This window comes from Nocardioides aequoreus (assembly GCF_000720335.1).
GTDB classification, from domain to species: Bacteria; Actinomycetota; Actinomycetes; order Propionibacteriales; family Nocardioidaceae; genus Marmoricola; species Marmoricola aequoreus.
On the sequence record NZ_JOJN01000015.1, the window covers coordinates 22,135 to 46,618 of the forward strand.

Sequence of the window (24,484 nt, forward strand, 5' to 3'; positions counted from 1 at the left end):
CATGTCCCGACGATTCACCCTCTTCACCGGCCAGTGGGGCGACCTGCCCCTGGAGGAGGTCGCGCGGCTGGCCGCCGGCTGGGGCTACGACGGCCTCGAGATCGCCGTCAGCGGGGAGCACCTCGACGCCTCCCGCTGGGACGACGAGGACTACGTCGCCGAGCGACTCGGCATCCTCGAGCGCCACGGCCTCGGGCTCTGGGCGATCTCCAACCACCTCAAGGGCCAGGCCGTCTGCGACGACCCGATCGACGCGCGCCACCGCGACCTCATCGGCTCCCGGATCTGGGGCGACGGCGACCCCGAGGGCGTCCGGCAGCGCGCCGCGGAGGACCTGAAGGACACCGCGCGGCTCGCGCGCGCCCTCGGCGTCGACACCGTCATCGGCTTCACCGGCTCCTCCATCTGGCCGTACGTCGCGATGTTCCCGCCCGTGCCGGCCGCGACCATCGACGCCGGCTACCAGGACTTCGCCGACCGGTGGAACCCGATCCTCGACGTCTTCGACGAGTGCGGCGTCCGCTTCGCCCACGAGGTGCACCCCTCCGAGATCGCCTACGACTACTGGTCGACGGTGCGCACCCTCGAGGCGATCGGCCATCGGCCGGCCTTCGGCCTCAACTGGGACCCCAGCCACATGGTCTGGCAGGACCTCGACCCCGTCGGCTTCATCACCGACTTCGCCGACCGGATCTACCACGTCGACTGCAAGGACACCCGGATGCGCGTCGGCAACGGCCGCAACGGCCGGCTCGGCTCGCACCTCCCCTGGGGCGACCCGCGCCGGGGCTGGGACTTCGTGTCGACCGGCCGCGGCGACGTCCCCTGGGAGGACTGCTTCCGGGCGCTCGCGAGCATCGGCTACGACGGCCCCATCAGCGTGGAGTGGGAGGACGCCGGCATGGACCGCCTCCACGGCGCCCCCGAGGCCCTCGCCTACCTCAAGGCCCTCGACTTCCCCCCCGCCACCGCCTCCTTCGACGCCGCCTTCAAGCAGGACTGACTCTCCGCCGAGAGGTCACTCCCTGACCGCCCAGGCGTCACTCCCTGACCGCCCAGGCGTCACTGGCCGACCGCCGAGGCGTCACTGGCTTACCGCCGAGGCGTCACTGGCTGACCTCTGCCGTCAGGCAGTGACCTCTCGGCGGTCAGGCAGTGACCTCTCGGCGGTACGTCAGTGACCTCTCGGCGGTACGTCAGTGACCTCTCGGCGGGTCAGGAGGCGACGATGTTGACGAGCTTGGGCTCGCGGACGATCACCTTGCGCACGGTCTTGCCCTCCAGGGCGCGGACGACGGCGGGGTCGGCGAGGGCGAGTGCCTCGAGGTCGGCGGCGGAGATGTCGGGCGCCACCTCGAGCCGGCCGCGCACCTTGCCCTGCACCTGCACGACGGCGGTGACGGAGTCCTCGACCAGCAGCGACTCGTCGACCTCGGGCCAGCCGGCCAGGGCGACGGTGGGCTCGTGGCCCAGGCGCTCCCACATCTCCTCCGCGGTGTACGGCGCCACGAGCGAGAGCAGCACGGCGACCGCCTCGGCGGCCTCGCGCACGGCGGGGTCGGCGCCGCCGGGTCCGGAGTCGATGGCCTTGCGGGTGGCGTTGACCAGCTCCATGACCCGGGCTACCACGACGTTGAAGCGCCGGCTCTCGACCAGCTCGGCGGCGTCGGCGACCGTGCGGTGCGTCGTACGCCGCAGCGCGACGTCGCCGCCGTCGGCGGCCGTGCCCGCGGGCGAGGTGACGTCGCCGGAGAGCCGCCAGGCGCGCTGCAGGAAGCGCAGCGAGCCGGCGGGTGAGACGTCGGCCCAGTCGATGTCGTCCTCGGGCGGGCCGGCGAAGACCAGCGTCAGCCGCACCGCGTCGACGCCGAACTCGCGCAGCTGGTCGCCGAGGTTGACGCCGTTGCCGAGCGACTTGCTCATCTTCTTGCCCTGGTTGATCACCACGCCCTGGTTGACCTGCGAGCTCCAGGGCTCGCGGAAGTCGACCAGGCCCATGTCGGCCAGCACCTTGGTGAAGAAGCGGCCGTAGAGCAGGTGGAGCACCGCGTGCTCGACGCCGCCGACGTAGACGTCGCACGGCATCCAGGCGTTGACCTGCGCGGAGTCGAAGGGCGCGGTCTCCAGGCCGGGCGAGCAGTAGCGGAACATGTACCAGGACGAGTCGACGAAGGTGTCCATCGTGTCGGTGTCCCGCGTGGCGGGCCCCCCGCAGGACGGGCAGTCGACGTTGACCCAGTCGGTCGCCGCGGCCAGGGGCGAGACGCCCTTGGGCTTGAGGTCGGCGCCGCGCAGCTCGGGCAGCTCGACGGGCAGCTGGTCGTCGGGCACGGGCACCTCGCCGCACGCCTCGCAGTGGACGACGGGGATCGGCACGCCCCAGTAGCGCTGGCGCGACAGCAGCCAGTCGCGCAGCCGGTAGTTGACGGTGCCGCGGCCGAAGCCCTTGGACTCCAGCCACGCGATGGTCTCGCGCTTGGCCTGCTCGACCGGCAGCCCGTCGAGGGAGATCTCGTCGTTGGCGGAGTTGATGGCCGGGCCGTCGCCGGTGAAGGCCTCGCCCTCCCAGCCCTCCGGCGGCTGCACCGTGCGCCTGACCGGGAGGCCGAAGGCGGCGGCGAAGTCCCAGTCGCGCTGGTCCTGCCCGGGCACGGCCATGATCGCGCCGGTGCCGTAGTCGGCCAGCACGTAGTCGGCGGCGTAGACCGGGAGCTTCTCGCCGGTCACCGGATTGGTGGCGCGCACGCCCAGGTCGACGCCCGTCTTGGGCCGCTCCGTGGAGAGCCGGTCGATGTCGGAGGCCTTGCGGGTCTGCGCCAGGTAGGCCTCGTACGCCGGCCGCTGCTCGTCGCTGACCAGCTCGGCCGCCAGCGGCGCGTCGGCGGCGACGACCATGAAGGTGGTGCCGAAGAGGGTGTCGGGCCGGGTCGTGTAGACCGTGAGCGGCTCGTCGCGACCCTCCACGGGGAAGTCGACGTGGGCGCCCTCGGACCGGCCGATCCAGTTGCGCTGCGCGGTGACGACGCGGGCGGGCCAGGTCGACTCGAGCTCGTCGAGGCCGTCAAGCAGCTCCTGGGCGTAGTCGGTGATCTTGAAGTACCACTGCGTCAGCTCGCGCTTGGTCACCTCGGCGCCGCAGCGCTCGCAGTGGCCGTCGACGACCTGCTCGTTGGCCAGCACCGTCTGGTCCTGCGGGCACCAGTTGACCGGGGAGTTCTTGCGATAGGCCAGGCCCTGCTCGCGGAAGCGCAGGAAGAGCCACTGCGTCCAGCGGTAGTACTCCGGGTCGGAGGTGTGCAGCCGGCGCGACCAGTCGAAGGAGACGGCGTAGCGCTTGAAGGACTCCGCCTGGGTCTCGATGTTGGCGTAGGTGAAGGTCGCCGGGTGCTCGTCGCGCACGATCGCGGCGTTCTCCGCCGGGAGGCCGAAGGAGTCCCAGCCGATCGGGTTCATCACCTCGAAGCCCCGCTGGCGCCAGTAGCGCGCGATGACGTCGTGGATGGCCGTGACCTCCGCGTGGCCCATGTGCAGGTCACCCGAGGGGTAGGGAAACATCGTGAGCGCGTACCGCTTGGGCTTCGGGCTCGCGTCGTCGGCGCGGAACGGGTCGAGCTCGGTCCACACCGGCAGCCACTTGGCCTCCGTCGCGTGCACGTCGTAGTGCACGTCGGCGTCGGCGGCCTGGTGCGCCTGGTTCGCGTGGTCGCTCATCTCTCCACTTCCCTCTGGTCTGCTCCGCCCAGTCGTCACGACATGAAAAAGCCCCTCGCAGAGAGGGGCGGCCGCGTCGTCTCGACGCGGCTAGGCAAGGAGCAGGGTGCGTGTCACACCGGGCATCCTACCGTGGTCACCGCCCGACCCCGACCGAGGAGAGCCCGTGACCCGGACCCGACCCGTGGACGACCGCCTGCGCGTGCCCGGAGACCCCGTCGCCGATCCCGAAGCGGTGCTGACCGGCGACCGCTGGCGCCTCACCGTGCTCACCCCCGGGCTGGTGCGGCTGGAGTGGTCGGACACCGGCGACTTCGAGGACCGCGCCAGCACCTTCGCGGTCAACCGGGCGCTGCCCGTGCCGTCGTACGACGTGCGCCGGGCCGACGGCGGCCGCGTCGAGCTCGACACCGCCTGCCTGCACCTGGAGTACGACGGCGGCCCCTTCAGCCCGAGCGGGCTGAAGGTCACCGTGCCGCGCAGCCTCGACAGCAGCCACACCAGCGTGTGGCGCTTCGGCGAGCCCGCCGACGGCCTCGGCGGCACCACCCGCACCCTCGACGAGGCCGACGGCGCCGTCCCGCTCGACGGCGGGGTGGTCTCGCGCAGCGGCATCGCGGTGATCGACGACTCCGCCTCGTTCCTGCTCGAGGACGGCGCGCCCGCGCCGCGCCGCCCGGGCCACCGCGACCTCTACGTCTTCGCCCGGGGCTTCGACTACCGCGGCGCCGTCGCCGACCTGCACGCGGTCTCCGGCCCGGTGCCGCGCCTGCCCCGCTGGACCCTCGGCAACTGGTGGAGCCGCTACCACCCGTACTCCGCGCAGGAGTACCTCGAGCTGCTCGACCGCTTCGACGAGGAGCGGGTGCCGCTCTCCGTCGCGGTGATCGACATGGACTGGCACTGGGTCGACATCGACCCCCGCCACGGCGTCGGCTGGACCGGCTACTCGTGGAACACCGACCTCTTCCCCGACCCCCCGGCCTTCCTGCGCGAGCTGCACGAGCGGGGGTTGCGGGTGACGCTCAACGTGCACCCCGCCGACGGCGTCCGGTCCTTTGAGGACGCCTACCCCCGCGTCGCGGCGGCGATGGGCCTCGACCCCGACAGCGGCCTGCCGGTCGCCTTCGACCCGACCGACCCGACCTTCATGGACGCCTACTTCGAGCTGCTGCACCACCCCCTGGAGGACGACGGCGTCGACTTCTGGTGGCTCGACTGGCAGCAGGGGTCGCACACCCGCGTCCCCGGCGTCGACCCGCTGTGGCTGCTCAACATCGCCCACTACAACGACTCCGGGCGCGACGGCGACGTGCCGCTGACCTTCAGCCGGTACGCCGGCCCCGGCAGCCACCGCTACCCGATCGGCTTCTCCGGCGACACCGTCGTCAGCTGGGAGTCGCTGGCCTTCCAGCCCCACTTCACGGCGACCGCCTCCAACATCGGCTACGGCTGGTGGAGCCACGACATCGGCGGTCACCTGTGGGGGCGTCGCGACGACGAGCTCAGCGTGCGCTGGGTGCAGCTGGGCTGCTTCTCCCCCGTGCTGCGGCTGCACTCGACGCTGCACCCCTTCATCCGCAAGGAGCCGTGGTCCTTCCCGGCGGAGTCCCGCGGCACGATCGACCGCTTCCTGCGGCTGCGGCACCGGCTGGTGCCCTACCTGCACACGATGAACGTGCGCGCGGCCGAGCAGTCGCTGCCGCTCGTGGAGCCGATGTACTGGGAGCACCCGGAGCAGCGGGCGGCCTACGACGTGCCCTCGCAGTTCCGCTTCGGCACCGAGGTCGTCGTCGCCGCGATCACCTCGCCGCAGGACCCCCGGCTGCTGCTGGGGAGCACCCGGGCGTGGCTGCCCGAGGGCGGCTGGACCGACCTGCTCACCGGCACCCGCTACGCCGGTGGCCGGGCGCTGCGGCTGCACCGCCCGGGCGACGGCTACCCGGTGCTGCTGCCCGACGGCGCCCTGCTGCCCCTCGCCGGCCACGAGGACGCCCTGGTCGGCGTCGGGCACCCCGAGGTGATGGAGCTGGTGCTCGCCCCCGGGGCCGACGGCTCCTTCGACCTCGTCGAGGACGACGGCGCCCTCGGAGGAGAGCGGGCCACGACACCCCTGCGCTACGACGCCGCGAGCGCGACGCTGCGGATCGGCCCGGTCGAGGGTGCCGCCGGTGTGGTGCCGACCAGCCGCACCTGGCACCTGACGGTGCTCGGCGCCACGGCCCACGTCACCCGCGGCGACGAGCTCCTGGCGGCCGCCGAGGGGCCTGTCGGCACCCGTGCGGAGCTCGGCTCGACGTCGCCGGACGAGGAGCTGGTGGTGCGGCTGGGCGAGCTCGCGCCGTACGGCTGGGAGCGCACGCGGCAGCAGGTCGACGACCTGCTCCACCGCTGCCAGGTCGAGCACGACACCAAGCTCGCCGTGCACCGGGCCGTGCACGCGGCGACCGGCCCGGCCGGGGCCACCGCCGCCGTGCGCGGTCTCGAGCTCGACCGTGCGCTGGAGGACGCCGTGCTCGAGCTGGTGCTGGCCGACCCCGCCGCGACCCGAGCCTGACCCCAACCTGGCCCAACCTGACCCTGCGTACGGTGGCAGCGTGGTCCCCGCGGCACGCTGGCTGCTGGTGCTCGCCGTGGCCGTGGGGCTGGTCGGAGCGCCGGTGCTGGTGCGCGCGTGGCCGGTCGAGCCGAGCGACGCGAGCCCGGTCGAGGTGGCCGAGGCGGTGCGGGCCTCCGCCGGCACGGGCTGGTCGGGCGAGGTCCGCAGCCAGGGGTCGGTCGAGATCCCGCAGAGCGACGCCACGCTCGACGGCGTCGCCCGCCTGCTCGGCGAGTCGAGCACGCTGCGGGTCTGGTGGCGCTCCCCGGAGGAGTACCGCGTCGACCGGGTGCGTCCCAGCGGGGAGACCGACCTGGTGCGGGCGGGCGACGTGACGCTGCGCTGGCGCTACGAGGGCAACCGGGTGACCTTCACCCCGGTCTCCACGCTGCGACTGCCCGACGACCCCGACGTGGTGCCGCTCGCCCTCGCCCGGCGGATGCTCGCGGGCGCGGACGACGACGAGCTGACCCGGCTCCCCGACGACCGCGTCGCCGGGCGGCCCGCCGCCGGCCTCCGGCTCGCCCCCGCCGACCCCCGCTCCACGATCGACCGCGTCGACCTGTGGGCCGACCACGCCAGCGGCCTGCCGCTGCGCGTCGAGGTGTACGCCGACGACGAGGCCGCGCCGGCGCTCGCCAGCGAGGTCACGGACCTGGACCTGCGCCGTCCGACGGCACGCGAGACCGCCCTCGACCTCGGGGACGGCCTGGAGTACGGCCGCGGCGTCGGGCTGGGCGGCCCCGGGCGGGCCGGCGGCATCACGCCCCCGGAGCGGCTGGCCGGGCTGCCCCGCCGCGAGGAGTCGCGCGAGTCCGGCCTCGGCGTCTACGGCCGGGGCCCCACCGCCCTGGCCGCCCTGCCGCTGCGCGACTCGGTGGCGCGCGGCCTGCGCGACCAGCTGCGCCAGGTGCGCGCCACGCGCGACACGGGCTCGCGCCTCGCGGTCGCCTTCGGACCGCTCTCGGTGGTCCTCGCGCGGATCGGCGACCGCGCCTACCTGCTCGTCGGCACCGTCACGCTGCCGACCGTGGACCGGGCGGCCGACGAGCTGGAGGAGGCGGCGTGAGCGAGGAGCCCCTGGTGCGCACGCAGGCCCTGACCAAGCTCTACCGCGGCGGGGTGCGGGCCGTCGACGACGTCGCCCTGGAGGTACGCCGCGGCGACGTCTACGGCTTCCTCGGCGCCAACGGCTCCGGCAAGACCACCACGATCCGGATGCTGCTGGGCCTGGTGCGTCCGACCTCCGGCGAGGTGCACCTGCTCGGCCAGCCCGTCCCGCGTGCCGTCGACCGCGTGCTCACGCGGGTGGGCGCCCTGGTGGAGGGCCCGGGGGGCTATGCCCACCTCTCGGGCCGCGCCAACCTCCAGGTGCTCGACGCGGCGGGGGGCGGCTCGCTGCGCCGCGCGGCACGCCGGCGGCGTACCGACGAGGTGCTCGAGCATGTGGGCCTCGACCCCGGTGACCGGCGTCCGGTACGCACCTACTCCCTCGGCATGCGGCAGCGGCTGGGCCTCGCGGCCGCGCTCTTCCGCCGACCCGAGCTGCTCGTGCTCGACGAGCCCACCAACGGCCTGGACCCCCAGGGCATCACCGAGATCCGCGAGCTGCTGCTGGCGCTCAACCGCGAGGGCACCACCGTGCTGCTCTCCAGCCACCTGCTGGCCGAGGTCGAGCAGATGTCGACACGGGTCGGCGTCCTGGCCGACGGGCGGCTGGTGCTGCAGGACGACCTCGCCGAGCTGCACGCCCCGACCGGCCGGGTGCGGCTGCGCACCCCCGACCCCGACCGCGCGGTCGCGCTGCTGGCGGGCCGCGTCGAGCACCGCGACGGCGACGTCCTGCTGGTGCGCTCCCCCGACGCCGCCGCCCTCAACGCCGAGCTCGTCGGCGCCGGGATCCCGGTGGCCGAGCTCGGGCCCGAGCGGCGCAGCCTGGAGCAGGTCGTGCTCGCCGCCACCGGCGCGGCCCGGGAGGCGTCGTGATCCGGGTCGAGCTCTGGCAGCTGCTGCGTCGGCCGCGCACGTGGATCACGATCGCGGCGCTCAACGCGCTGCCCGCGGTCGTGGCGGTGCTGCTCGCGCTGACCGACCTCGGCCCTCGCCCGGGCACGGGTCCGCCCTTCCTCTCCGCGGTGCTCACCGACGGCACGCTCTTCCCGCTCGCGGCGCTGGGGCTGGTGCTGCCGCTCTTCCTGCCCGTCGCGGTGGCCGTGGTCGGGGGCGACGCGGTGGCCGGCGAGTCACAGGGAGGCACGCTGCGCTACCTGCTCGTGCGGCCGGTGCCGCGGGCGCGGCTGCTCGTGGCCAAGCTGGTCAGCGTCGTGGCCTTCGTCGTGCTGGCGACGCTCGCGGTCGCCGTCGTCGGCTACGTGCTGGGCCTGCTGCTCCTCGGCGACGCGCCCGTCACCGGCACGGTGAGCGTCTCGGGCAGCACCCTGACACCCGAGCAGATGTACGTGCGCACCGCGATGACCTTCGTCTACGTCGTGCTCTGCATGCTCGGCGTCGCCGCCATCGCGCTCTTCTTCAGCACCCTGACGGAGTCGTCAGTGGGGGCGGCCCTCGGCACCATCGGGCTGCTGATCGCCTCGACCGTGCTGCTCGGCCTCGACGCCGCCGAGCCGCTCGAGCCCTACCTGATGACCCGCCACTGGCTGGCCTTCGTCGACCTCTTCCGCGATCCGATCCGGTGGGGCGACGTCGTCGACGGCACCCTGACGCAGCTGGCCTACCTGGTGGTCTTCGCGGGCGCGGCCTGGGCCAACTTCGCCACCAAGGACGTCGCCCGCTAGCTGTAGTTCCCCGTGAGGTTGTGGGAGCCCTCACAGGGTGGTCGAGGTGCGAGCGCCAGCGAGCCTCGAGACCCCCGCACGTCCCCGCCACCGCCCCCACCTCACCGGGCCTCGAGGCCCTCGCCCCCACAGGGTGGTCGAGGTGCGAGCGCCAGCGAGCCTCGAGACCCCCGCACGTCCCCGCCACCGGCCCCACCTCACCGGGTCTCGAGGCCCTCGCCCAGGGGCTCGGGCACCTCGACCACCCCTGCCGAGGGCAGGGCAGGCTCAGCAGGCGGCCGAGGTCGGCGCCGACGGGGCGGCCTCGCCGAGCGCCGCGGCCAGCAGCTCCCGCGTCACCGGGTCGCCGGGCAGCTCGCCGTGCGTGGTGGTCGCGGCAGGGCACACCTGCTGCACCAGCACGTTGGTCGCCCCCTCCAGCGCGGCGCTGTCGACCGGGACCACGACGGTGTCGTCCTGGGTGCGCAGCGTCGCCCAGCGGGGCCCCGCGGGCGTCTCGTCGCCCGCGTTGAGGCGCCGCAGCAGGTCGCTGTCGGGCGCCAGCTGCTCGCAGGCGGGCGGGCACGAGCCCGCCGCGGCCAGCGCCGTCGCGGCGTTGTCGGTGCCGTGGTGGGGCGAGCCGAGCGTCACCACGCGGCGTACGACGTCGGCGCCGTCGAGCTCGCGCACGTACCACCGGGCCACCACGCCGCCCGCGGAGTAGCCGACGAGGTCGACCGAGTCGGCCCCCGACGCCGCGAGCGCCTCGTCGACGACCTCGCCGAGCGTCCGCGCCTGGTCGCGCAGGTCGCCGGTGCCGTCGCCCGGCGTGTCGACGACCGACACCTCGCGGCCCGCGGCGGTCAGCAGCCGCCGGACGGGCTCCACCGAGCCGACGTCGCCGCCGTACCCGGGCACCACCACGACCGGTCCCGGCACGGCCTGGTCGACCTCCGGGGCACGGCCACCCCGCACGAGGGCGAGCACAGCCGCACCCGTGGCGACCACCACGAGCACGACGAGCCCGAGCAGCAGCCGGCGCCGCGCCGGTGACAGCGACTCCAGCACGCCGGGTCAGGACCCGTCGGAGTGGCCCTCGGGTCCGTCCTCGGGCACCACGATCGGCCGCAGCCTGGCCCACACGAAGAAGACGAGCGCGGTGACCAGCAGCGCGAGCCCCGTCCACAGGTTGACCCGCAGGCCGTCGGCCTTGGCCAGCTGCTCCTCGCTGTCGAGGAACTGCGCGACCACGAGGATCACGCCGTAGAGCCCCAGGAGCAGGCCGATGAAGTTGCGGATGTCGAAGGCGCCTGCCGCCCTGCGCCCGCTCGACTGCTGCGACTGCTCGCTCATGACGTCCACCTCACCAGAACACGACGTTGAGGGCGATGACCATGACCAGGGCGATCCCGGCCAGCTTGGTCGGCTGCTGGTACCAGGCGAGGTCCACGTCGGTGTCGTCGTGGAAGTCGGCCTTGGGTGTCAGCGAGTAGACCAGACCCCGCAGCTCGCTCTCGGGCTTGGGGGCCGTGACCATCGTGACCAGCACGCTGACCACGATGTCGACCACGAACGCCGCGCCCGCCGCCGCGAAGCTCGCGCCCTGCCCCGACAGCGGCAGCACCCCGACCGAGAGCACGCCCAGCGTGCCCTCGCTGAGCACCGCGACCAGCACGGCGGCCAGGGTGCCCGAGACCAGGCCCACCCAGCCGGCCGTGGGCGTCATCCGCTTCCAGAACATGCCGAGGATGAAGGTGGCGAAGAGCGGTGCGTTGAAGAACCCGAAGAGCGTCTGCAGGTAGTCCATGATGTTGTTGTACTGAGAGGCGAAGAGCGCGGTGCCGATCGCGACCACCGTCGCCAGCGCCGTCGCCACGCGGCCGACCTTGAGGTAGTAGCCGTCCTCGCGGTCCTTGACCACGTAGGTCTCCCACAGGTCGTAGGAGAAGACCGTGTTGAAGGCCGAGATGTTGGCCGCCATGCCGGCCATGAAGGACGCCAGCAGACCGGCGATCGCGAGCCCCAGCATGCCGTTGGGCAGCAGGTCGCGGATCAGGTAGATCAAGGCGTTGTTGTAGTCGGGGGTGCCCCCGGAGCTCTTCGGCTCGGAGATCTCGTTGACCAGGACCGCGGCGATCATGCCGGGGAAGATCACGATGAAGGGCACGAACATCTTGGGGAAGGCGCCGATGATCGGCGTGCTCTGCGCGGAGGCCATCGACTTGGAGGCCATGGCGCGCTGGACCTCGACGAAGTTGGTGGTCCAGTAGCCGAAGGACAGCACGAAGCCGAGACCGAAGACGATGCCGACGACCGACCAGAAGGGGCTGTCGAAGCCCGTCAGCGCCGTGCCCGGCCACGACGAGAGCTGCTCCGCGCCGCCCGTGCTCTCGGCGACGCGCGACTTCAGGCCGTCCCAGCCGCCCACCATGTGCAGGCCCACCAGGGTCAGCGGCAGCAGCGCGGCGACGATGACGAAGAACTGCAGCACCTCGTTGTAGATCGCCGCCGACAGGCCGCCGAGCGTCGTGTACGACAGCACGATCGCGGCCGCGACGAAGAGCGAGACCCACAGGGGCCAGCCCAGGATCACCTCGACGATCGTCGCGAGCAGGAAGAGGTTGACGCCGGCGATCAGCAGCTGCGCGAGCGCGAAGCTCAGCGCGTTGACCAGGTGGGCGCCGGTGCCGAAGCGGCGGCGCATGAACTCGGGGACCGAGCGGACCTTGGACCCGTAGTAGAAGGGCATCATCACGATGCCGAGGAAGAGCATGGCCGGCACCGCGCCCACCCAGAAGTAGTGCACGGTGGGGATGCCGTAGTTGGCGCCGTTGGCCGACATGCCGATGATCTCGACGGCGCCGAGGTTGGCCGCGACGAAGGCCAGACCGGTGACCCACGCCGGCAGCGAGCGTCCGGAGAGGAAGAAGTCGATGCTGCTGCTGACCGACCGGCGGGCCGCGAAGCCGATGCCGAGGACGAAGACGAAGTAGAGCGCGACGATCAGGTAGTCGATCCAGTTGACGTCGAGCCGGAGCTGCTCCTCAGCTGCCATGACGAACACGCGGGCCACACCTCCGAGTCGAGCGGACGGTGGTCAGGGGCAACCACCGCGTCGGCACGCTACTCCTCCCGGCGCCGTCTGCCACGCACCCCGTCCGCCGTAGAGTCCCCGCCATGAGCTGGCTGGTGACCGGAGGCGCGGGCTACATCGGCTCGCACGTGGTGCGTGCGTTCGTCGAGCAGGGACTCGAGGTGGTCGTCCTCGACGACCTCTCCAGCGGTCACCGAGCCTTCGTCGGCGACGACGCGGCGTTCGTCGAGGGCTCGATCCTCGACACCGACCTGGTGGCGCGCACCCTGCGCGAGCACGCCGTCGAGGGCGTCGTCCACCTCGCCGGCTTCAAGTACGCCGGCGTGTCGGTCGAGCGGCCGCTGCACACCTACGAGCAGAACGTCACGGGCACCGCCCACCTGCTCGCCGCCATGGCCGAGACCGGGGTCGACGCGCTGGTCTTCTCGAGCAGCGCCGCCACCTTCGGCACCCCCGACGTCGACCTCGTCACCGAGGAGACGCCGACGCGGCCGGAGTCGCCGTACGGCGAGAGCAAGCTGGTCGGCGAGTGGCTGATCCGCGACCATGCGGTCGCCACGGGGCTGCGGCACACCTCGCTGCGCTACTTCAACGTGGTCGGCTCCGGCAGCGACGACCTCTACGACACCAGCCCGCACAACCTCTTCCCGATCGTCTTCGACCTGCTGCTCGCCGGGCGGACGCCGCGCATCAACGGCGACGACTACGACACCCCCGACGGCACCTGCGTGCGCGACTACGTGCACGTCGCCGACCTCGCCCACTCCCACGCGGTCGCCGCCCGTCGCCTCGCGGCCGGTGAGGAGCTGCAGCCCGTCTACAACCTCGGCAGCGGCGAGGGCGTCTCGGTCGCGCAGATCATGGACGCCGTACGCCGCGTGACCGGCATCGACTTCACCCCCGAGATCGCACCTCGTCGCCCCGGCGACCCCGCCCGCATCGTCGCCACCGGCGAGGCCGCCGCCCGCGACCTCGACTGGCGGATGCGCCACACCCTCGACGACATGGTCGCCTCCGCCTGGCGCGCCCGGTCGTCGGCGGCGCAGGCGGGCTGACGCGCGGCGCCGGTGCGATGATCCCCTCATGAGCGCACCGATCACCGACCTCTTCTCCCTCGACGGCAAGGTCGTGGTCGTCACCGGAGCCTCCTCGGGGCTGGGCGTCGCCTTCGCCCAGGGCTTCGCCGAGGCCGGGGCCGACGTCGCCCTGGGAGCCCGGCGGGTCGACCGGCTGGCCGACACCGCAGCGCTGGTCGAGGCGGCCGGGCGCCGCGCGCTCACGGTCGAGACCGACGTCAGCTCCCCCGAGTCGTGCCAGGCGCTGGTCGACGCCACGATGCAGGCCTTCGGCCGCGTCGACGTGCTGGTCAACAACGCCGGCGTGGGCACGGCCGTGCCCGCTACCCGCGAGACCCCGGAGCAGTTCCGCCAGGTCGTCGACGTCAACCTCAACGGCTGCTACTGGATGGCGCAGGCCTGCGGCCGGGTGATGGAGCCGGGGTCGTCGATCATCAACATCTCCTCGGTGCTCGGCCTCACCACCGCCGGCCTGCCGCAGGCGGCGTACTCCGCGACCAAGGCCGCCCTCATCGGGCTGACCCGCGACCTGGCCCAGCAGTGGACGGGGCGCAAGGGCATCCGCGTCAACGCCCTCGCGCCGGGCTTCTTCGCCTCCGAGATGACCGACACCTACCCCGACGGCTACCTCGACCAGGCCATGGCCCGCATCCCCGCCGGCCGCAAGGGCGACGCGCGTGAGCTCGCGGCCACGGCGGTCTTCCTCGCCTCCCCCGCCGCCGGCTACATCACCGGCCAGACGCTGCCGGTCGACGGCGGCATGACCATCACCTGATCGCCTCCCCTGCGGCGCTCAGCGCACGCGCCGGAACCCGTCCTCGACGGGCGGCTCCTTGATCACACCGACCTGACTCACCCGCACGGTGCGCTTCCCCGGCCTGCCCCCCAGGGCCACGCGACGCAGAGCGGCGTTGTTGGCCGTGCTCGACTCGTGCAGCGCGCCCTCGGGGTTGGCCAGGACCTGGATGTAGTAGACGCCGTTGGGGAGGTTGCGGACGTTGAAGGACTGCCCGGGCAGGAACTGCGCGTAGGTGTCCCCCGAGCCGGTCTCCAGCGTCTGCCGCACCGCCACCGAGCCCCGGTCACCGCACGAGGTGTGGAGGTCGGTGTTGTCAGGTCGCCAGTTGGCGCCCGGGACGGTGTAGTCGACCGCGTCGGTGTTGGCCAGGCAGAAGGCCTCCTTGCGGCTGCGCACCACCACCCGCTTGTCGGCGTCGAGGAGCCGGTAGGAGGCGAAGTCGGTGAAGTGCCAGTGGTGGTGACCGTCGCGCGCGTCCCACTCCATCGTGCCGACCGGCGCGTGGCCGACCTGTCGGCCGTCGCTGTCGTAGAAGTACTGGTGGGCGTCCATGAGGTCGCTGTCGGTACCGCGCCGGAAGGCGTCGACCACGAGCGGCGACGGGCCGGCGTTCCACACGGTGGCGGAGAACTGCAGCTGGTTGCCCTGCATCCGGATCCCCCAGGCGGGCAGTGAGCGGAGGTCGGAGAGCACCGCCCCGTCGGCGGTGGCCGACGCGGCGTCGGTCTCCGGCAGTCGGCGCAGCGCCGACCCGGAGGGACGGACGTCCCGCTTCTCGGTCGCCGAGCTGGTGCCCACGTGGTCCCGGCGCATCTCCTCGCCCTCACCATCCTCCGACGGCACCACGGTGAAGCGGACGGTCGCGGAGGTGTCGTCGGTCAGGCCCAGCCGGCTCACCCATCCTGGAGAGATCGACAGCGTGGCGCGGTAGCGGCCCCGCTGCAACGGCAGCGACACCCCCTCGAGCGCCGGGGTGGCCCAGCCCGCCTGCAGCCCCCAGACCTGCCCCAGGGCGTAGCGGTTGGCCTCGCACCCGTAGCCGTAGGGCGACGTGCTCGGAGCGTCCACCCGACGGCGCACCTGCGCGTAGGAGTTGGGGCAGAAGGGCAGTCGTCGGTCGACCACCGTGGACCCGGCGCGGTCGACCACGGTCAGTCGGAAGAAGCGGCGCAGGCCGCTGAAGTCCTCCTTGACGAACCCGCGCGGCAGCGCCCGCACAGCCGCGGCGTCCGACACCGTGGCGCGCAGCTTGTCGCGGTAGCTCGGCCGGGTCACGCGCACCTCGAAGGGATCGTCACCCGCGACCACGTGCACCCCCAGCTCGACGTAGGCGCGTCCGTCGTAGAGCGGTGCGGTGGTCTGCCGTGTCGCGCGCAGCAGCGACACGGCGGGGGCCGCCGACGGCGCAGCGACCTCGGTCGGCGCACCGGCCGCCGAGGCAGTGCCCCCGACCTGCCACGCACCGGTCGTGAGCAGTGCCAGCGCTGCCGCCGTGGCGACGCCCGCCCGCCGTGTCCTGGTCGTTCCGATTCCGCTCATGGCCGGCCCTCCGTCTCTGGCTGCACCCGAGCCGCCCGGTGCGCTCACCCAACACCCGTGGTGTCGCGCCGCGCCAGCACGACCAGACCCCCACGGCAGCCGGTCTATACACGCTGCTGCCGCTCGCAGCCCGACCGCTCCCGACTGTGTCGCGAGGCGCCCACGAGGAGAGGGTCCACACTGGGGTCATGACCCAACAGCCCCTCGGCGGACGCGCGGCCACGGCCGGTCTGCTCTCGCTCGACTTCCCGATGTCGCTCGGCACGTTCGAGCAGTACGCCGACGCCCAGCGCGCCGTCGACCACCTCGCCGACCACGACTTCCCGGTGCAGGACTGCCTCATCGTCGGCACCGAGCTGCGCCAGGTCGAGCGCGTCACCGGACGCCTCACCTGGGGCAAGGTGCTCGCCGGCGGTGCGGCGTCCGGGGTGTGGCTCGGCCTCTTCGTCGGCCTGATCTTCGCCCTCTTCGGCACCAGCGACGCGCTCGCGGTGCTGGTGTCGACGATGCTCTTCGGCGCCGTGTTCGGCGTGCTCTGGGCCGCGGCGGGCTACGCCGCCACCCGCGGTCGGCGCGACTTCACCTCGGTGAGCCAGGTCGTCGCCACCCGCTACGAGCTGCTGTGCGAGCACAAGCACGCCGCGCGGGCGCGCGAGCTGCTGCAGCAGCTCGGTGGGGTCGACCCCCAGCTCGGCTTCGATCCCCAGCGCCACCAGGACCCCGATCCCTCCTGACCCTCGCCCCGACCCGGCGCACGTGCACGCCGACCCGCCTGAGATGCACGCCGACCCGTCCCATCTGCACGCCGATCCGCCTGAGATTCCGTCATTCGAGCCGGATGGGCGTGCATATGAGGCGGGTCGGCGTACATATGAGGCGGGTCGGCGTGGGCGTGAGGGTGACGTGAGGAAAGCACCGCAGCGGCGTTAGGAGTCCGTCAGGACGGTCCGGTCCGGGCGGGCGCGGCCGTGTGATGGGGACGTGACCACCACCCGTGCCGCCGGCGGAGCCCCTCGTGGGTGACATCGGCTTCGCCCTCGCCATGATCGCCTTCGCCGGCGTCGCCCTGCTCGTGATCCGGCTGCTCGAGGGGTGAGCGGCATGACCCCTGGCGACGTCGTCGGCCTCGTCCTCGCCCTCGGGCTGCTCGGCTACCTGCTGGCCGCTCTGCTGCTCCCGGAGCGGTTCTGATGGCCGCGCTCGCGCCGTGGCTCCAGGTCGCCACGCTGGTGCTGCTGCTCGCCCTGGCCTGGCGTCCGCTGGGTGACCACCTGGCCCGGACGATGACCTCGCCGCGCCACCTCGCCGTGGAGCGCGGCACCTACCGCCTGCTCGGCGTCGACCCCGACGGCGAGCAGCGCTGGCCGGTGTACGCCCGTGCGGTCGTGGCCTTCTCGCTGGCCGGGATGGTGCTGCTCTACCTGCTGCAGCGGGTGCAGTCGCACCTGCCGCTGTCGCTGGGGCTGCCCGACGTGCCGCCGGCCCTGGCCTTCAACACCGCCGTGTCCTTCGTGACCAACACCAACTGGCAGGCCTACTCCGGCGAGTCGACCATGGGCCACCTGGTGCAGATGGCCGGGCTGACGGTGCAGAACTTCCTGTCGGCCGCGGTGGGCATCGCCGTGGCCTTCGCGCTGCTCCGCGGGCTCACCCGTCACCGCACCGACCGCGTCGGCAACCTCTGGGTCGACCTGGTGCACGTGGTGGTCCGGGTGCTGCTGCCGCTCGCCGTGGTCACCGCGGTCCTGATGGTGGCGCTCGGCGTGGTGCAGAACCTCTCCGCCGGCACCGAGGCGGCGACGCTCGCCGGGCAGGCGCAGACCGTCACCGGCCCGTCGCGAGCCAGGAGGCCATCAAGGAGCTCGGCACCAACGGCGGCGGCTTCTACAACGCCAACTCCGCCCACCCCTTCGAGAACCCCTCGCCGGTCTCGAACCTGCTCGAGGTCTCCCTGCTGCTGCTCATCCCGGTCGCACTCACCCGCACCTTCGGCCAGGTGGTCGGCGACCGGCGCCAGGGCCTCGCGGTGCTCGGCGTGATGGGCGTGCTGTGGGCCGGCGCCGTGCTCGCGGTCACGCTGCTCGAGCTGCACCACCCGGGGGCCGCCTCGCAGGCGGCCGGCGCCTCCATGGAGGGCAAGGAGGTGCGCTTCGGCGTGCCGGGCTCCACGCTCTTCGCCGTCTCCACCACCGGCACCAGCACCGGGGCGGTGAACTCCTTCCACTCCTCCTACGGCGGCGTGGCGGGGGGCGTGCTGATCGCCCTGATGGGCCTCGGCGAGGTGGCGCCGGGCGGGGTGGGCTCCGGTCTCTACGGCATCCTCGTGCTCGCCGTGCTCACGGTCTTCGTGGCCGGCCTCATGGTCGGGCGCACGCCGGAGTACCTGGGCAAGAAGGTCCGCGCCCGGGAGATGAAGCTGGTCTCCCTCTACATCCTCACGATGCCGGTGGTCGTGCTCGTCGGAACCGCCCTCGCGGTCGCCCTGCCGGGTCCGCGGAGCTCGGCCCTCAACCCGGGTCCGCACGGCCTCTCCGAGATCCTGTACGCCAACATGTCGGCGGCCAACAACAACGGCTCGGCCTTCGCGGGGCTCTCGGCCGGCACCGACTACTACAACGTCGCGCTGGGCGTGGCCATGCTGCTCGGCCGCTTCGTGCCGATCCTGCTCGTGCTCGCCCTGGCCGGGGCCTTCGCCGCGCAGCAGGAGGTGCCGCGCACGGCCGGCACGCTCCCCACGCACGGGCCCCTCTTCGGCTCGCTGCTCACCGGCGTGACGCTCGTCGTGGCCGGCCTCACCTTCTTCCCGGTGCTGGCGCTGGGACCGCTCGCGGAGGGGCTCGCATGAGCACGACCACCACCGGCAGCAGCACACCCCCACCGGCGCAGGAGGACCAGCGGCGCCGGCGCGCCCCCGCCAGCATCTGGGACCCGGCGACGCTGGCGGCCGCGCTCCCCCTGGCCGTCCGCAAGCTCGACCCCCGGGTGATGGTCGCCTCGCCCGTCATGCTCGTCGTCGAGGTCGGTGCCGCGGTGGCGACCGTGAGCGCCGCGCTCGACCCCAGCGTCTTCGCCTGGGTGGTCGTGGCCTGGCTTTGGCTGACGGTGCTCTTCGCCAACCTCGCCGAGGCCGTGGCGGAGGGCCGCGGCAAGGCCCAGGCCGACACCCTGCGCCGGGCCACCCAGGAGGCCCGGGCGCGCCGGCTCCGCGCCGACGGCACCGAGGAGGACGTGGCGGCCTCGGCGCTGCGACTCGGCGACACCGTCGTGGTGGAGGCCGGCGAGGTGGTGCCCGGCGACGGCGACGTCGTCGAGGGCGTCGCGAGCGTCGACGAGTCCGCGATCACCGGCGAGTCCGCCCCGGTCATCCGGGAGTCCGGGGGTGACCGGTCCGCGGTCACCGGCGGCACCCGCGTGATCAGCGACCGCATCGTCGTGCGCATCACCACCCGGCCCGGGGAGAGCTTCGTCGACCGGATGATCGCGCTGGTCGAGGGCGCCGACCGCCAGAAGACGCCCAACGAGATCGCGCTCGACATCCTGTTCGCCAGCCTCAGCATCGTCTTCCTCGCCGCCACGGTCACGCTGCAGCCCTTCGCGGTCTACAGCGGGGCGCGCCAGCCGACGGTCGTGCTCACCGCACTGCTCGTCTGCCTGATCCCGACGACGATCGGCGCACTGCTCTCCGCCATCGGCATCGCCGGCATGGACCGGCTGGTCCAGCACCACGTATTGGCGATGTCGGGCCGGGCGGTCGAGGCCGCCGGCGACGTCGACACCCTGCTGCTCGACAAGACCGGCACCATCACCCACGGCAACCGGCAGGCGCGCGAGCTGGCGCCGCTGCCGGGGGTCGACGCCGCCGAGCTGGCCGCGGCCGCCGAGCTGTCGAGCCTGGCCGACGAGACCCCCGAGGGTCGCTCGGTGGTCACCCTCGCGCGCACCGCCCACGGCGTACCCGTCCGGAGCACGCACGACCTGCCCGACGCCCGCTTCGTCGAGTTCACCGCGCAGACCCGGATGTCGGGCGTCGACCTGCCCGAGCGCGAGGTCCGCAAGGGCGCGGCCAATGCGGTCACGGCCTGGGTCCGCGACCACGGGGGCGAGGTCCCTGCCGAGGTCGACGCCGTTGTCGAGCGGATCTCGACGGGTGGGGGCACCCCGCTCCTCGTCGCCGAGGTACGCCGCGGCGAGGCGCGCGTGCTCGGCGTCGTGAGCCTCGAGGACGTGGTCAAGGACGGCATGGCCGAGCGCTTCGCCCAGCTGCGCACCATGGGCATCCGCACCGTGATGATCACCGGCGACAACGCGCTGACCGCGCGGGCGATCGCGGCGCAGGCGGGCGTCGACGACTTCCTGGCCGAGGCCACCCCCGAGGACAAGATGCGCCTGATCCGTCAGGAGCAGGAGGGCGGCCGCCTCGTCGCGATGACGGGCGACGGCACCAACGACGCCCCCGCGCTCGCGCAGGCCGACGTCGGCGTCGCGATGGCCAGCGGCACCGCGTCGGCCAAGGAGGCGGGCAACATGGTCGACCTCGACTCCGACCCGACCAAGCTCATCGAGGTGGTCGGCATCGGCAAGCAGCTGCTCATCACCCGGGGCGCGCTGACGACCTTCTCGATCGCCAACGACGTGGCGAAGTACTCCGCGATCATCCCGGCGATGTTCGCCGGCGTGCATCCCGGCCTCGCCACGCTCGACGTGATGCGCCTGGCCAGCCCGGAGTCGGCGATCCTGTCGGCGGTGGTCTTCAACGCCCTGGTCATCGTCGCGCTGGTGCCGCTCGCCCTGCGCGGCGTGCGCTACGTGCCGGCGTCCGCCTCCTCGCTGCTGCGCCGCAACCTGGTGCGCTACGGCATCGGCGGCCTCGTCGCGCCCTTCGTCGGCATCAAGCTGATCGACCTGCTCGTCGCCCAGATCCCCGGAATCGCGTGAGGACGCCCCGATGACGACCACCGCTCCCTCCCCGACCCGTGGCTCCCGCCATCGCGGCAGGCCCCTGGGCCAGCTCGGCGTCGCCGTGCGCGCCGTGCTGCTCGCGACGCTGGTGCTCGGGCTGGCCGACCCGCTGCTCGTCACGGGTGCCGCCCAGGTGGCCTTCCCGGCCCGGGCCGACGGCTCGCTGGTCACCCGCGACGGCGTCGTCGTCGGCTCCGCGCTGCTCGGCCAGGACCACGGCGAGGACCCGGCGTACTTCTGGGGCCGACCGTCGGCCGGCGGCCACGACCCGCTCGCCACCGGCGCGAGCAACCTCGCCCAGGACAACCCCGAGCTGCTCGCCCAGGTCGAGGAGCGCCGCGCGCGCGTCGCCGCGGCCGACGGCGTCGACCCGGCCGACGTCGCGCCTGACGCGCTGCTGGCCAGTGGCTCCGGTCTCGACCCCCACATCAGCCCCGAGTACGCCGCGCAGCAGGTCGCGCGGGTGGCGCGCGAGCGCGGGCTCACCGAGCGGCAGGTGCGCCGGCTCGTGAGCGACCACACCGACGGGAGGACGCTCGGCTTCCTGGGCGAGCCCCGCGTCGAGGTGCTGGCACTGAACCTGGCGCTCGACGAGCTCACCGGGTGACGCGGGGGCAGGATGGTGCCGTAAACGACGCGCGTCCTCGCGGGAGGCTCCGGGTCTACCTCGGCGCGGCGCCCGGGGTGGGCAAGCCCTACGCCATGCTCGGCGAGGGCCGCCGCCGCCTCGAGCGCGGCACCGACGTCGTCGTGGGCTTCGTGGAGTGCCACGGCCGTCCGCACACCGAGGAGATGCTCGAGGGCCTCGAGGTGGTGCCGCGGCGTACGTCGCACTACCGCGGCAGCGACTGGCAGGAGATGGACGTCGACGCCGTGCTGGCGCGCCGCCCCCGGCTCGCGCTGGTCGACGAGCTCGCGCACACCAACGTGCCCGGCTCCCGCAACCCCCAGCGCTGGCAGGACGTCGAGGAGCTGCTGGCCGCCGGGATCGACGTGGTCACGACCGTCAACGTGCAGCACCTGGAGTCGGTCAACGACGTCGTGGAGAAGATCACCGGCGTGACCCAGCGCGAGACGGTGCCGGACGCGGTGGTGCGGGCCGCCGACCAGATCGAGCTGCGCGACATGACCGCCGAGGCGCTGCGCCGGCGCCTGGCGCACGGCAACGTCTACGCCCCCGAGAAGGTCGACGCGGCCCTGGCGAACTACTTCCGCGCCGGCAACCTCAACGCCCTGCGCGAGCTCGCCCTGCTGTGGACCGCCGACCGCGTCGAGGACGCGCTGCACAGCTATCGCGAGCAGCACGACATCACCGGCACCTGGGAGACCCGCGAGCGCGTCGTGGTGGCGCTCACCGGCGGTCCGGAGGGCGAGACCCTGCTGCGACGGGCCTCCCGCGTGGCGACCCGAGCCGGGGGCGACCTGCTGGCCGTGCACGTCTCCCGCTCCGACGGCCTGCGCGAGGCCACCGGCGCCGACCTCCCGGCGCTGCGCCGGCTGGCCGAGTCGCTCGGCGCGAGCTACCACCAGGTCCGGGGCGACGACGTCGCCGAGGCGCTGCTCGACTTCGCGCGCGCCCAGAACGCCACCCAGCTCGTGCTCGGCGACAGCCGCCGCAGCCGCCTCGCCGCCCTGCTCACCGGGGCGGGGGTGGGCGCACGCACCATCCGCGACTCCGGCGACATCGACGTGCACATCGTCAGCCACGGGGAGGCCGCCACCGGCGGCGGACGTCGCCGCGCCGCCAGCCCGCTCGACCCGCGGCGCACCGCGGCGGCGTACGCCCTGGCGGTGGTGGCCTCCGGCGCCCTGGTGCTCGCCCTCCTCCCGCTGCGCGGCGAGGTCAACCTGGTCAGCGACATGCTGCTCTTCCTGCTGCTGACGGTGCTCGTCTCGCTGGTCGGCGGGCTGCGCCCGGCGCTGCTGGCGGCGCTGCTCGGGTCGGCGGCGCTGAACTACTTCTTCACCCCGCCCTACGGCACGCTCCTGGTCGGCGACGCCAACAACGCCCTGGCCCTCTTCGTCTTCGTGGCGGTGGCCATGCTCGTCAGCTCGGTCGTCGACCGGGCGGCCCGGCGCAGCCGGCAGCTGGCGCGTGCCGCGGCGGAGTCGGAGACGCTGGCCGACCTGGCGTCGGCCGCGCTGGCCCCCGGCGACTCGGTGGAGCGGATGCTCGAGCGCCTGCGCGTCACCTTCGCCCTCGACGCCGTGACGCTCTGGGACGACGGAGCGGTGCTGGCCACCGCCGGGCCGCACGCGAGCGAGGACGACGCCGACACGGTCGTCGCGGTCGGACGACGTCGGCTGGCGCTGCGCGGGCACCTGCTCGGGGCCGACGACCAGCGGGTGCTCGCCGCGTGCGTGAGCCAGCTCGAGGTGGTGCTCGACCGGCGCACCCTGCAGGCACGCGCCGACGAGGCCGGGGCCCTGGCCGAGGTCGACCGCACCCGCACGGCCCTGCTGGCCGCCGTGGGTCACGACCTGCGCACCCCCCTCGCCGGGGCGAAGGCCTCGGTCGCGACGCTGCGCAGCGCCGACCTCGAGCTCAGCGAGACCGACCGCGAGGAGCTGCTGGCCGCCACCGACGAGGCGCTCGACCGGCTCGCGGCACTGGTCGCCAACCTGCTCGACATGAGCCGGCTCCAGGCCGGGGCCATCGCCGTCTCGCTGCAGCCGGTGGGGATCGGCGAGGTCTGCGCGCGGGCGGTCGACGACCTGGACGGGCGCGACGGCCGCGTCGTCCTCGAGCTGCCAGCGGAGCCGCTCGAGGTCGAGGCCGACCCCGGCCTGCTCGAGCGGGTGCTGGTCAACGTGCTGGCCAACGCGGTGCGCCACTCCCCCGACGGCCGCCCCGTCCGGGTCGTCGTCGGCGCGGTCGCCGACCGGGTGGAGGTGCGGGTGGTCGACCGCGGCCCCGGCGTGCCCCCGGAGCGGCGCGACGAGATCTTCGCGCCCTTCCAGCGCCTCGGCGACGGCCACCACGACGGCGGCGTCGGGCTGGGTCTCGCCCTCTCCCGCGGGCTGGCCGAGGCGATGGGCGGCGAGCTCGAGGCGGAGGACACGCCGGCCGGGGGGCTGACGATGGTGGTCCGGCTGCGCCGCGCGGCCAGCGAGCCGGAGCCCCGCGGACCCGGTCTGCGCGAGCGGAGCGCCTCGTGACCCGGGTGCTCGTCGTCGACGACGAGCCGGCCATCGCGCGGGCGCTCACCATCAACCTGCGGGCCCGCGGCTACGACGTCCGCACCGCGCCGGACGGCGCCCGCGCCCTGGCCGAGGCCGCGTCCCACAAGCCCGAGGTGGTGGTGCTCGACCTCGGGCTGCCCGACATGGACGGCCGCGAGGTGATCGCCGGACTGCGCGGCTGGACCGGCGTACCGGTGCTGGTGCTCTCGGGCCGGTCCGACTCCCTCGACAAGGTCGAGGCGCTCGACGCCGGTGCCGACGACTACGTCACCAAGCCCTTCGAGATGGACGAGCTGCTCGCCCGGCTGCGCGAGCTGGTACGCCGCGCCGCACCCAGCGGCGCCGAGCTGCCGGTGGTCGAGCTCGAGTCGGTCACCGTCGACCTCGCCGCCCGGCGCGTGACCCGCGACGGCGACGACGTGCACCTGACCCCCACCGAGTGGCACCTGCTGGAGGAGCTGCTGCGCCACCCCGGCCGGCTGCAGACCCAGGCCCGGCTGCTCGCCGAGGTCTGGGGGCCCGGCTACGAGACCGCCCAGGGCAACCTGCGGCTCTACGTCGGCCAGCTGCGCAAGAAGCTCGAGCGCGAGCCCGCCCGGCCGCGCCACCTGCTGACCGAGCCGGGCATGGGCTACCGCTTCGAGCCCTAGATGTAGTTCCCCGTGACGTTGTGAATGCGGTCGGCAGGGACGAGACCTTCGATGCCGGTGTGGGGTCTGTGGTGATTGTAGAAGTGGAGCCAGTCGGCGT

General features: G+C 73.5%; 18 protein-coding genes and 1 pseudogene. 14 read left to right on the forward strand and 5 right to left on the reverse strand.

All coding sequences use genetic code 11. The annotated features are described in order from the left end of the window. Nucleotide 1 precedes the first annotated feature (1 nt). On the forward strand, nt 2–1,003 hold the full coding sequence (locus tag IG63_RS0118505; protein ID WP_030485832.1) for a sugar phosphate isomerase/epimerase family protein: 1,002 nt from the start codon (nt 2–4) through the stop codon (nt 1,001–1,003). Nucleotides 1,004–1,215: 212 nt separating this feature from the next. On the opposite strand, the gene leuS is transcribed toward IG63_RS0118505, so the two are convergent. Next, on the reverse strand, nt 1,216–3,711 hold the full coding sequence (gene leuS, locus IG63_RS0118510) for a leucine--tRNA ligase (RefSeq protein ID WP_030485833.1): 2,496 nt from the start codon (nt 3,709–3,711) through the stop codon (nt 1,216–1,218). Between the two features lie 166 nt (nt 3,712–3,877). Here leuS and IG63_RS0118515 point away from each other — a divergent pair, with 166 nt between their 5' ends. The 4 genes from IG63_RS0118515 to IG63_RS0118530 are packed head-to-tail and all read left to right on the forward strand — an operon-like array spanning nt 3,878 to nt 9,105. Then, a complete protein-coding gene (locus IG63_RS0118515) occupies nt 3,878–6,268 on the forward strand; it encodes a glycoside hydrolase family 31 protein (RefSeq protein ID WP_211249393.1) in 2,391 nt (796 codons plus the stop codon). Between the two features lie 40 nt (nt 6,269–6,308). Then, complete coding sequence (locus IG63_RS0118520; RefSeq protein ID WP_051707194.1) at nt 6,309–7,379, forward strand: sigma-E factor regulatory protein RseB domain-containing protein; 1,071 nt, start codon at nt 6,309–6,311, stop codon at nt 7,377–7,379. Further along, nucleotides 7,376–8,296, forward strand: a complete 921-nt coding sequence (locus IG63_RS0118525; RefSeq protein ID WP_211249394.1) for an ABC transporter ATP-binding protein — start codon at nt 7,376–7,378, stop codon at nt 8,294–8,296. The genes IG63_RS0118520 and IG63_RS0118525 overlap by 4 nt, the downstream gene beginning before the upstream one ends. Next, nucleotides 8,293–9,105 (forward strand): ABC transporter permease, encoded by an 813-nt coding sequence (locus IG63_RS0118530; RefSeq protein ID WP_030485837.1) that lies wholly within the window; start codon nt 8,293–8,295, stop codon nt 9,103–9,105. The genes IG63_RS0118525 and IG63_RS0118530 overlap by 4 nt, the downstream gene beginning before the upstream one ends. Before the next feature lie 267 nt (nt 9,106–9,372). Here the strand turns inward: IG63_RS0118530 and IG63_RS0118535 are convergent, their stop codons facing one another. From IG63_RS0118535 to IG63_RS0118545, 3 genes are read right to left on the reverse strand one after another with little or no spacing between them, the layout of a single operon-like run. After that, nucleotides 9,373–10,152 carry an esterase/lipase family protein gene (locus IG63_RS0118535; RefSeq protein ID WP_051707196.1) on the reverse strand — a complete coding sequence of 260 codons (780 nt, stop codon included), beginning with the start codon at nt 10,150–10,152 and terminating at the stop codon, nt 9,373–9,375. Nucleotides 10,153–10,158: 6 nt separating this feature from the next. Further along, the gene (locus IG63_RS0118540) at nt 10,159–10,437 is read right to left on the reverse strand and encodes a hypothetical protein (protein ID WP_030485839.1); all 279 of its coding nucleotides are present in this window, start codon (nt 10,435–10,437) and stop codon (nt 10,159–10,161) included. 10 nt (nt 10,438–10,447) lie between these two features. Continuing rightward, a complete protein-coding gene (locus IG63_RS0118545) occupies nt 10,448–12,139 on the reverse strand; it encodes a sodium:solute symporter family protein (RefSeq protein ID WP_030485840.1) in 1,692 nt (563 codons plus the stop codon). A gap of 122 nt (nt 12,140–12,261) precedes the next feature. Between IG63_RS0118545 and galE the strand changes: the two genes are divergently transcribed. Both galE and IG63_RS0118555 read left to right on the forward strand, forming a co-directional pair. Further along, nucleotides 12,262–13,233: a UDP-glucose 4-epimerase GalE gene (gene galE, locus IG63_RS0118550; protein ID WP_030485841.1), complete on the forward strand. Its 972-nt coding sequence runs from the start codon at nt 12,262–12,264 to the stop codon at nt 13,231–13,233. A 28-nt stretch (nt 13,234–13,261) separates the two neighbouring features. Continuing rightward, complete coding sequence (locus IG63_RS0118555) at nt 13,262–14,029, forward strand: SDR family NAD(P)-dependent oxidoreductase (protein ID WP_030485842.1); 768 nt, start codon at nt 13,262–13,264, stop codon at nt 14,027–14,029. A gap of 18 nt (nt 14,030–14,047) precedes the next feature. Here the strand turns inward: IG63_RS0118555 and IG63_RS0118560 are convergent, their stop codons facing one another. Next, nucleotides 14,048–15,592, reverse strand: a complete 1,545-nt coding sequence (locus IG63_RS0118560) for a lysyl oxidase family protein (RefSeq protein WP_084597321.1) — start codon at nt 15,590–15,592, stop codon at nt 14,048–14,050. A gap of 188 nt (nt 15,593–15,780) precedes the next feature. Between IG63_RS0118560 and IG63_RS0118565 the strand changes: the two genes are divergently transcribed. From IG63_RS0118565 to IG63_RS0118600, 7 genes and pseudogenes are all read left to right on the forward strand, one after another. After that, a complete protein-coding gene (locus IG63_RS0118565; protein ID WP_051707200.1) occupies nt 15,781–16,326 on the forward strand; it encodes a YflT domain-containing protein in 546 nt (181 codons plus the stop codon). Between the two features lie 367 nt (nt 16,327–16,693). After that, nucleotides 16,694–16,783, forward strand: a complete 90-nt coding sequence (gene kdpF / locus IG63_RS22335) for a K(+)-transporting ATPase subunit F (protein WP_157210292.1) — start codon at nt 16,694–16,696, stop codon at nt 16,781–16,783. Next, nucleotides 16,783–18,437: pseudogene (gene kdpA, locus IG63_RS21045) on the forward strand (potassium-transporting ATPase subunit KdpA). Before kdpF ends, kdpA begins: the two are co-directional and overlap by 1 nt. Continuing rightward, complete coding sequence (kdpB, locus tag IG63_RS0118585; RefSeq protein ID WP_030485845.1) at nt 18,434–20,527, forward strand: potassium-transporting ATPase subunit KdpB; 2,094 nt, start codon at nt 18,434–18,436, stop codon at nt 20,525–20,527. The pseudogene kdpA and the gene kdpB overlap by 4 nt, the downstream one beginning before the upstream one ends. Before the next feature lie 10 nt (nt 20,528–20,537). After that, a complete protein-coding gene (gene kdpC / locus IG63_RS0118590; RefSeq protein WP_084597323.1) occupies nt 20,538–21,158 on the forward strand; it encodes a potassium-transporting ATPase subunit KdpC in 621 nt (206 codons plus the stop codon). Between the two features lie 95 nt (nt 21,159–21,253). Next, entirely contained in the window at nt 21,254–23,710 is a 2,457-nt protein-coding gene (locus tag IG63_RS0118595) for a DUF4118 domain-containing protein (protein ID WP_245604505.1), read from the forward strand. After that, nucleotides 23,707–24,384 carry a response regulator gene (locus tag IG63_RS0118600; protein WP_030485848.1) on the forward strand — a complete coding sequence of 226 codons (678 nt, stop codon included), beginning with the start codon at nt 23,707–23,709 and terminating at the stop codon, nt 24,382–24,384. Before IG63_RS0118595 ends, IG63_RS0118600 begins: the two co-directional genes overlap by 4 nt. Nucleotides 24,385–24,484 lie beyond the last annotated feature (100 nt).

Bases quoted from the DNA above. Each gene is read 5' to 3' on its own strand.
- leuS (WP_030485833.1), bottom strand. From the start codon at position 3,711: ATGAGCGACCACGCGAACCAGGCGCACCAGGCCGCCGACGCCGACGTG.
- IG63_RS0118595 (WP_245604505.1), top strand. From the start codon at position 21,254: ATGCTCGGCGAGGGCCGCCGCCGCCTCGAGCGCGGCACCGACGTCGTC.
- IG63_RS0118565 (WP_051707200.1), top strand. From the start codon at position 15,781: ATGACCCAACAGCCCCTCGGCGGACGCGCGGCCACGGCCGGTCTGCTC.
- IG63_RS0118560 (WP_084597321.1), bottom strand. From the start codon at position 15,592: ATGAGCGGAATCGGAACGACCAGGACACGGCGGGCGGGCGTCGCCACG.
- kdpC (WP_084597323.1), top strand. From the start codon at position 20,538: ATGACGACCACCGCTCCCTCCCCGACCCGTGGCTCCCGCCATCGCGGC.
- IG63_RS0118505 (WP_030485832.1), top strand. From the start codon at position 2: ATGTCCCGACGATTCACCCTCTTCACCGGCCAGTGGGGCGACCTGCCC.
- galE (WP_030485841.1), top strand. From the start codon at position 12,262: ATGAGCTGGCTGGTGACCGGAGGCGCGGGCTACATCGGCTCGCACGTG.
- kdpB (WP_030485845.1), top strand. From the start codon at position 18,434: ATGAGCACGACCACCACCGGCAGCAGCACACCCCCACCGGCGCAGGAG.
- IG63_RS0118555 (WP_030485842.1), top strand. From the start codon at position 13,262: ATGAGCGCACCGATCACCGACCTCTTCTCCCTCGACGGCAAGGTCGTG.
- IG63_RS0118545 (WP_030485840.1), bottom strand. From the start codon at position 12,139: ATGGCAGCTGAGGAGCAGCTCCGGCTCGACGTCAACTGGATCGACTAC.
- kdpF (WP_157210292.1), top strand. From the start codon at position 16,694: ATGACCCCTGGCGACGTCGTCGGCCTCGTCCTCGCCCTCGGGCTGCTC.
- IG63_RS0118540 (WP_030485839.1), bottom strand. From the start codon at position 10,437: ATGAGCGAGCAGTCGCAGCAGTCGAGCGGGCGCAGGGCGGCAGGCGCC.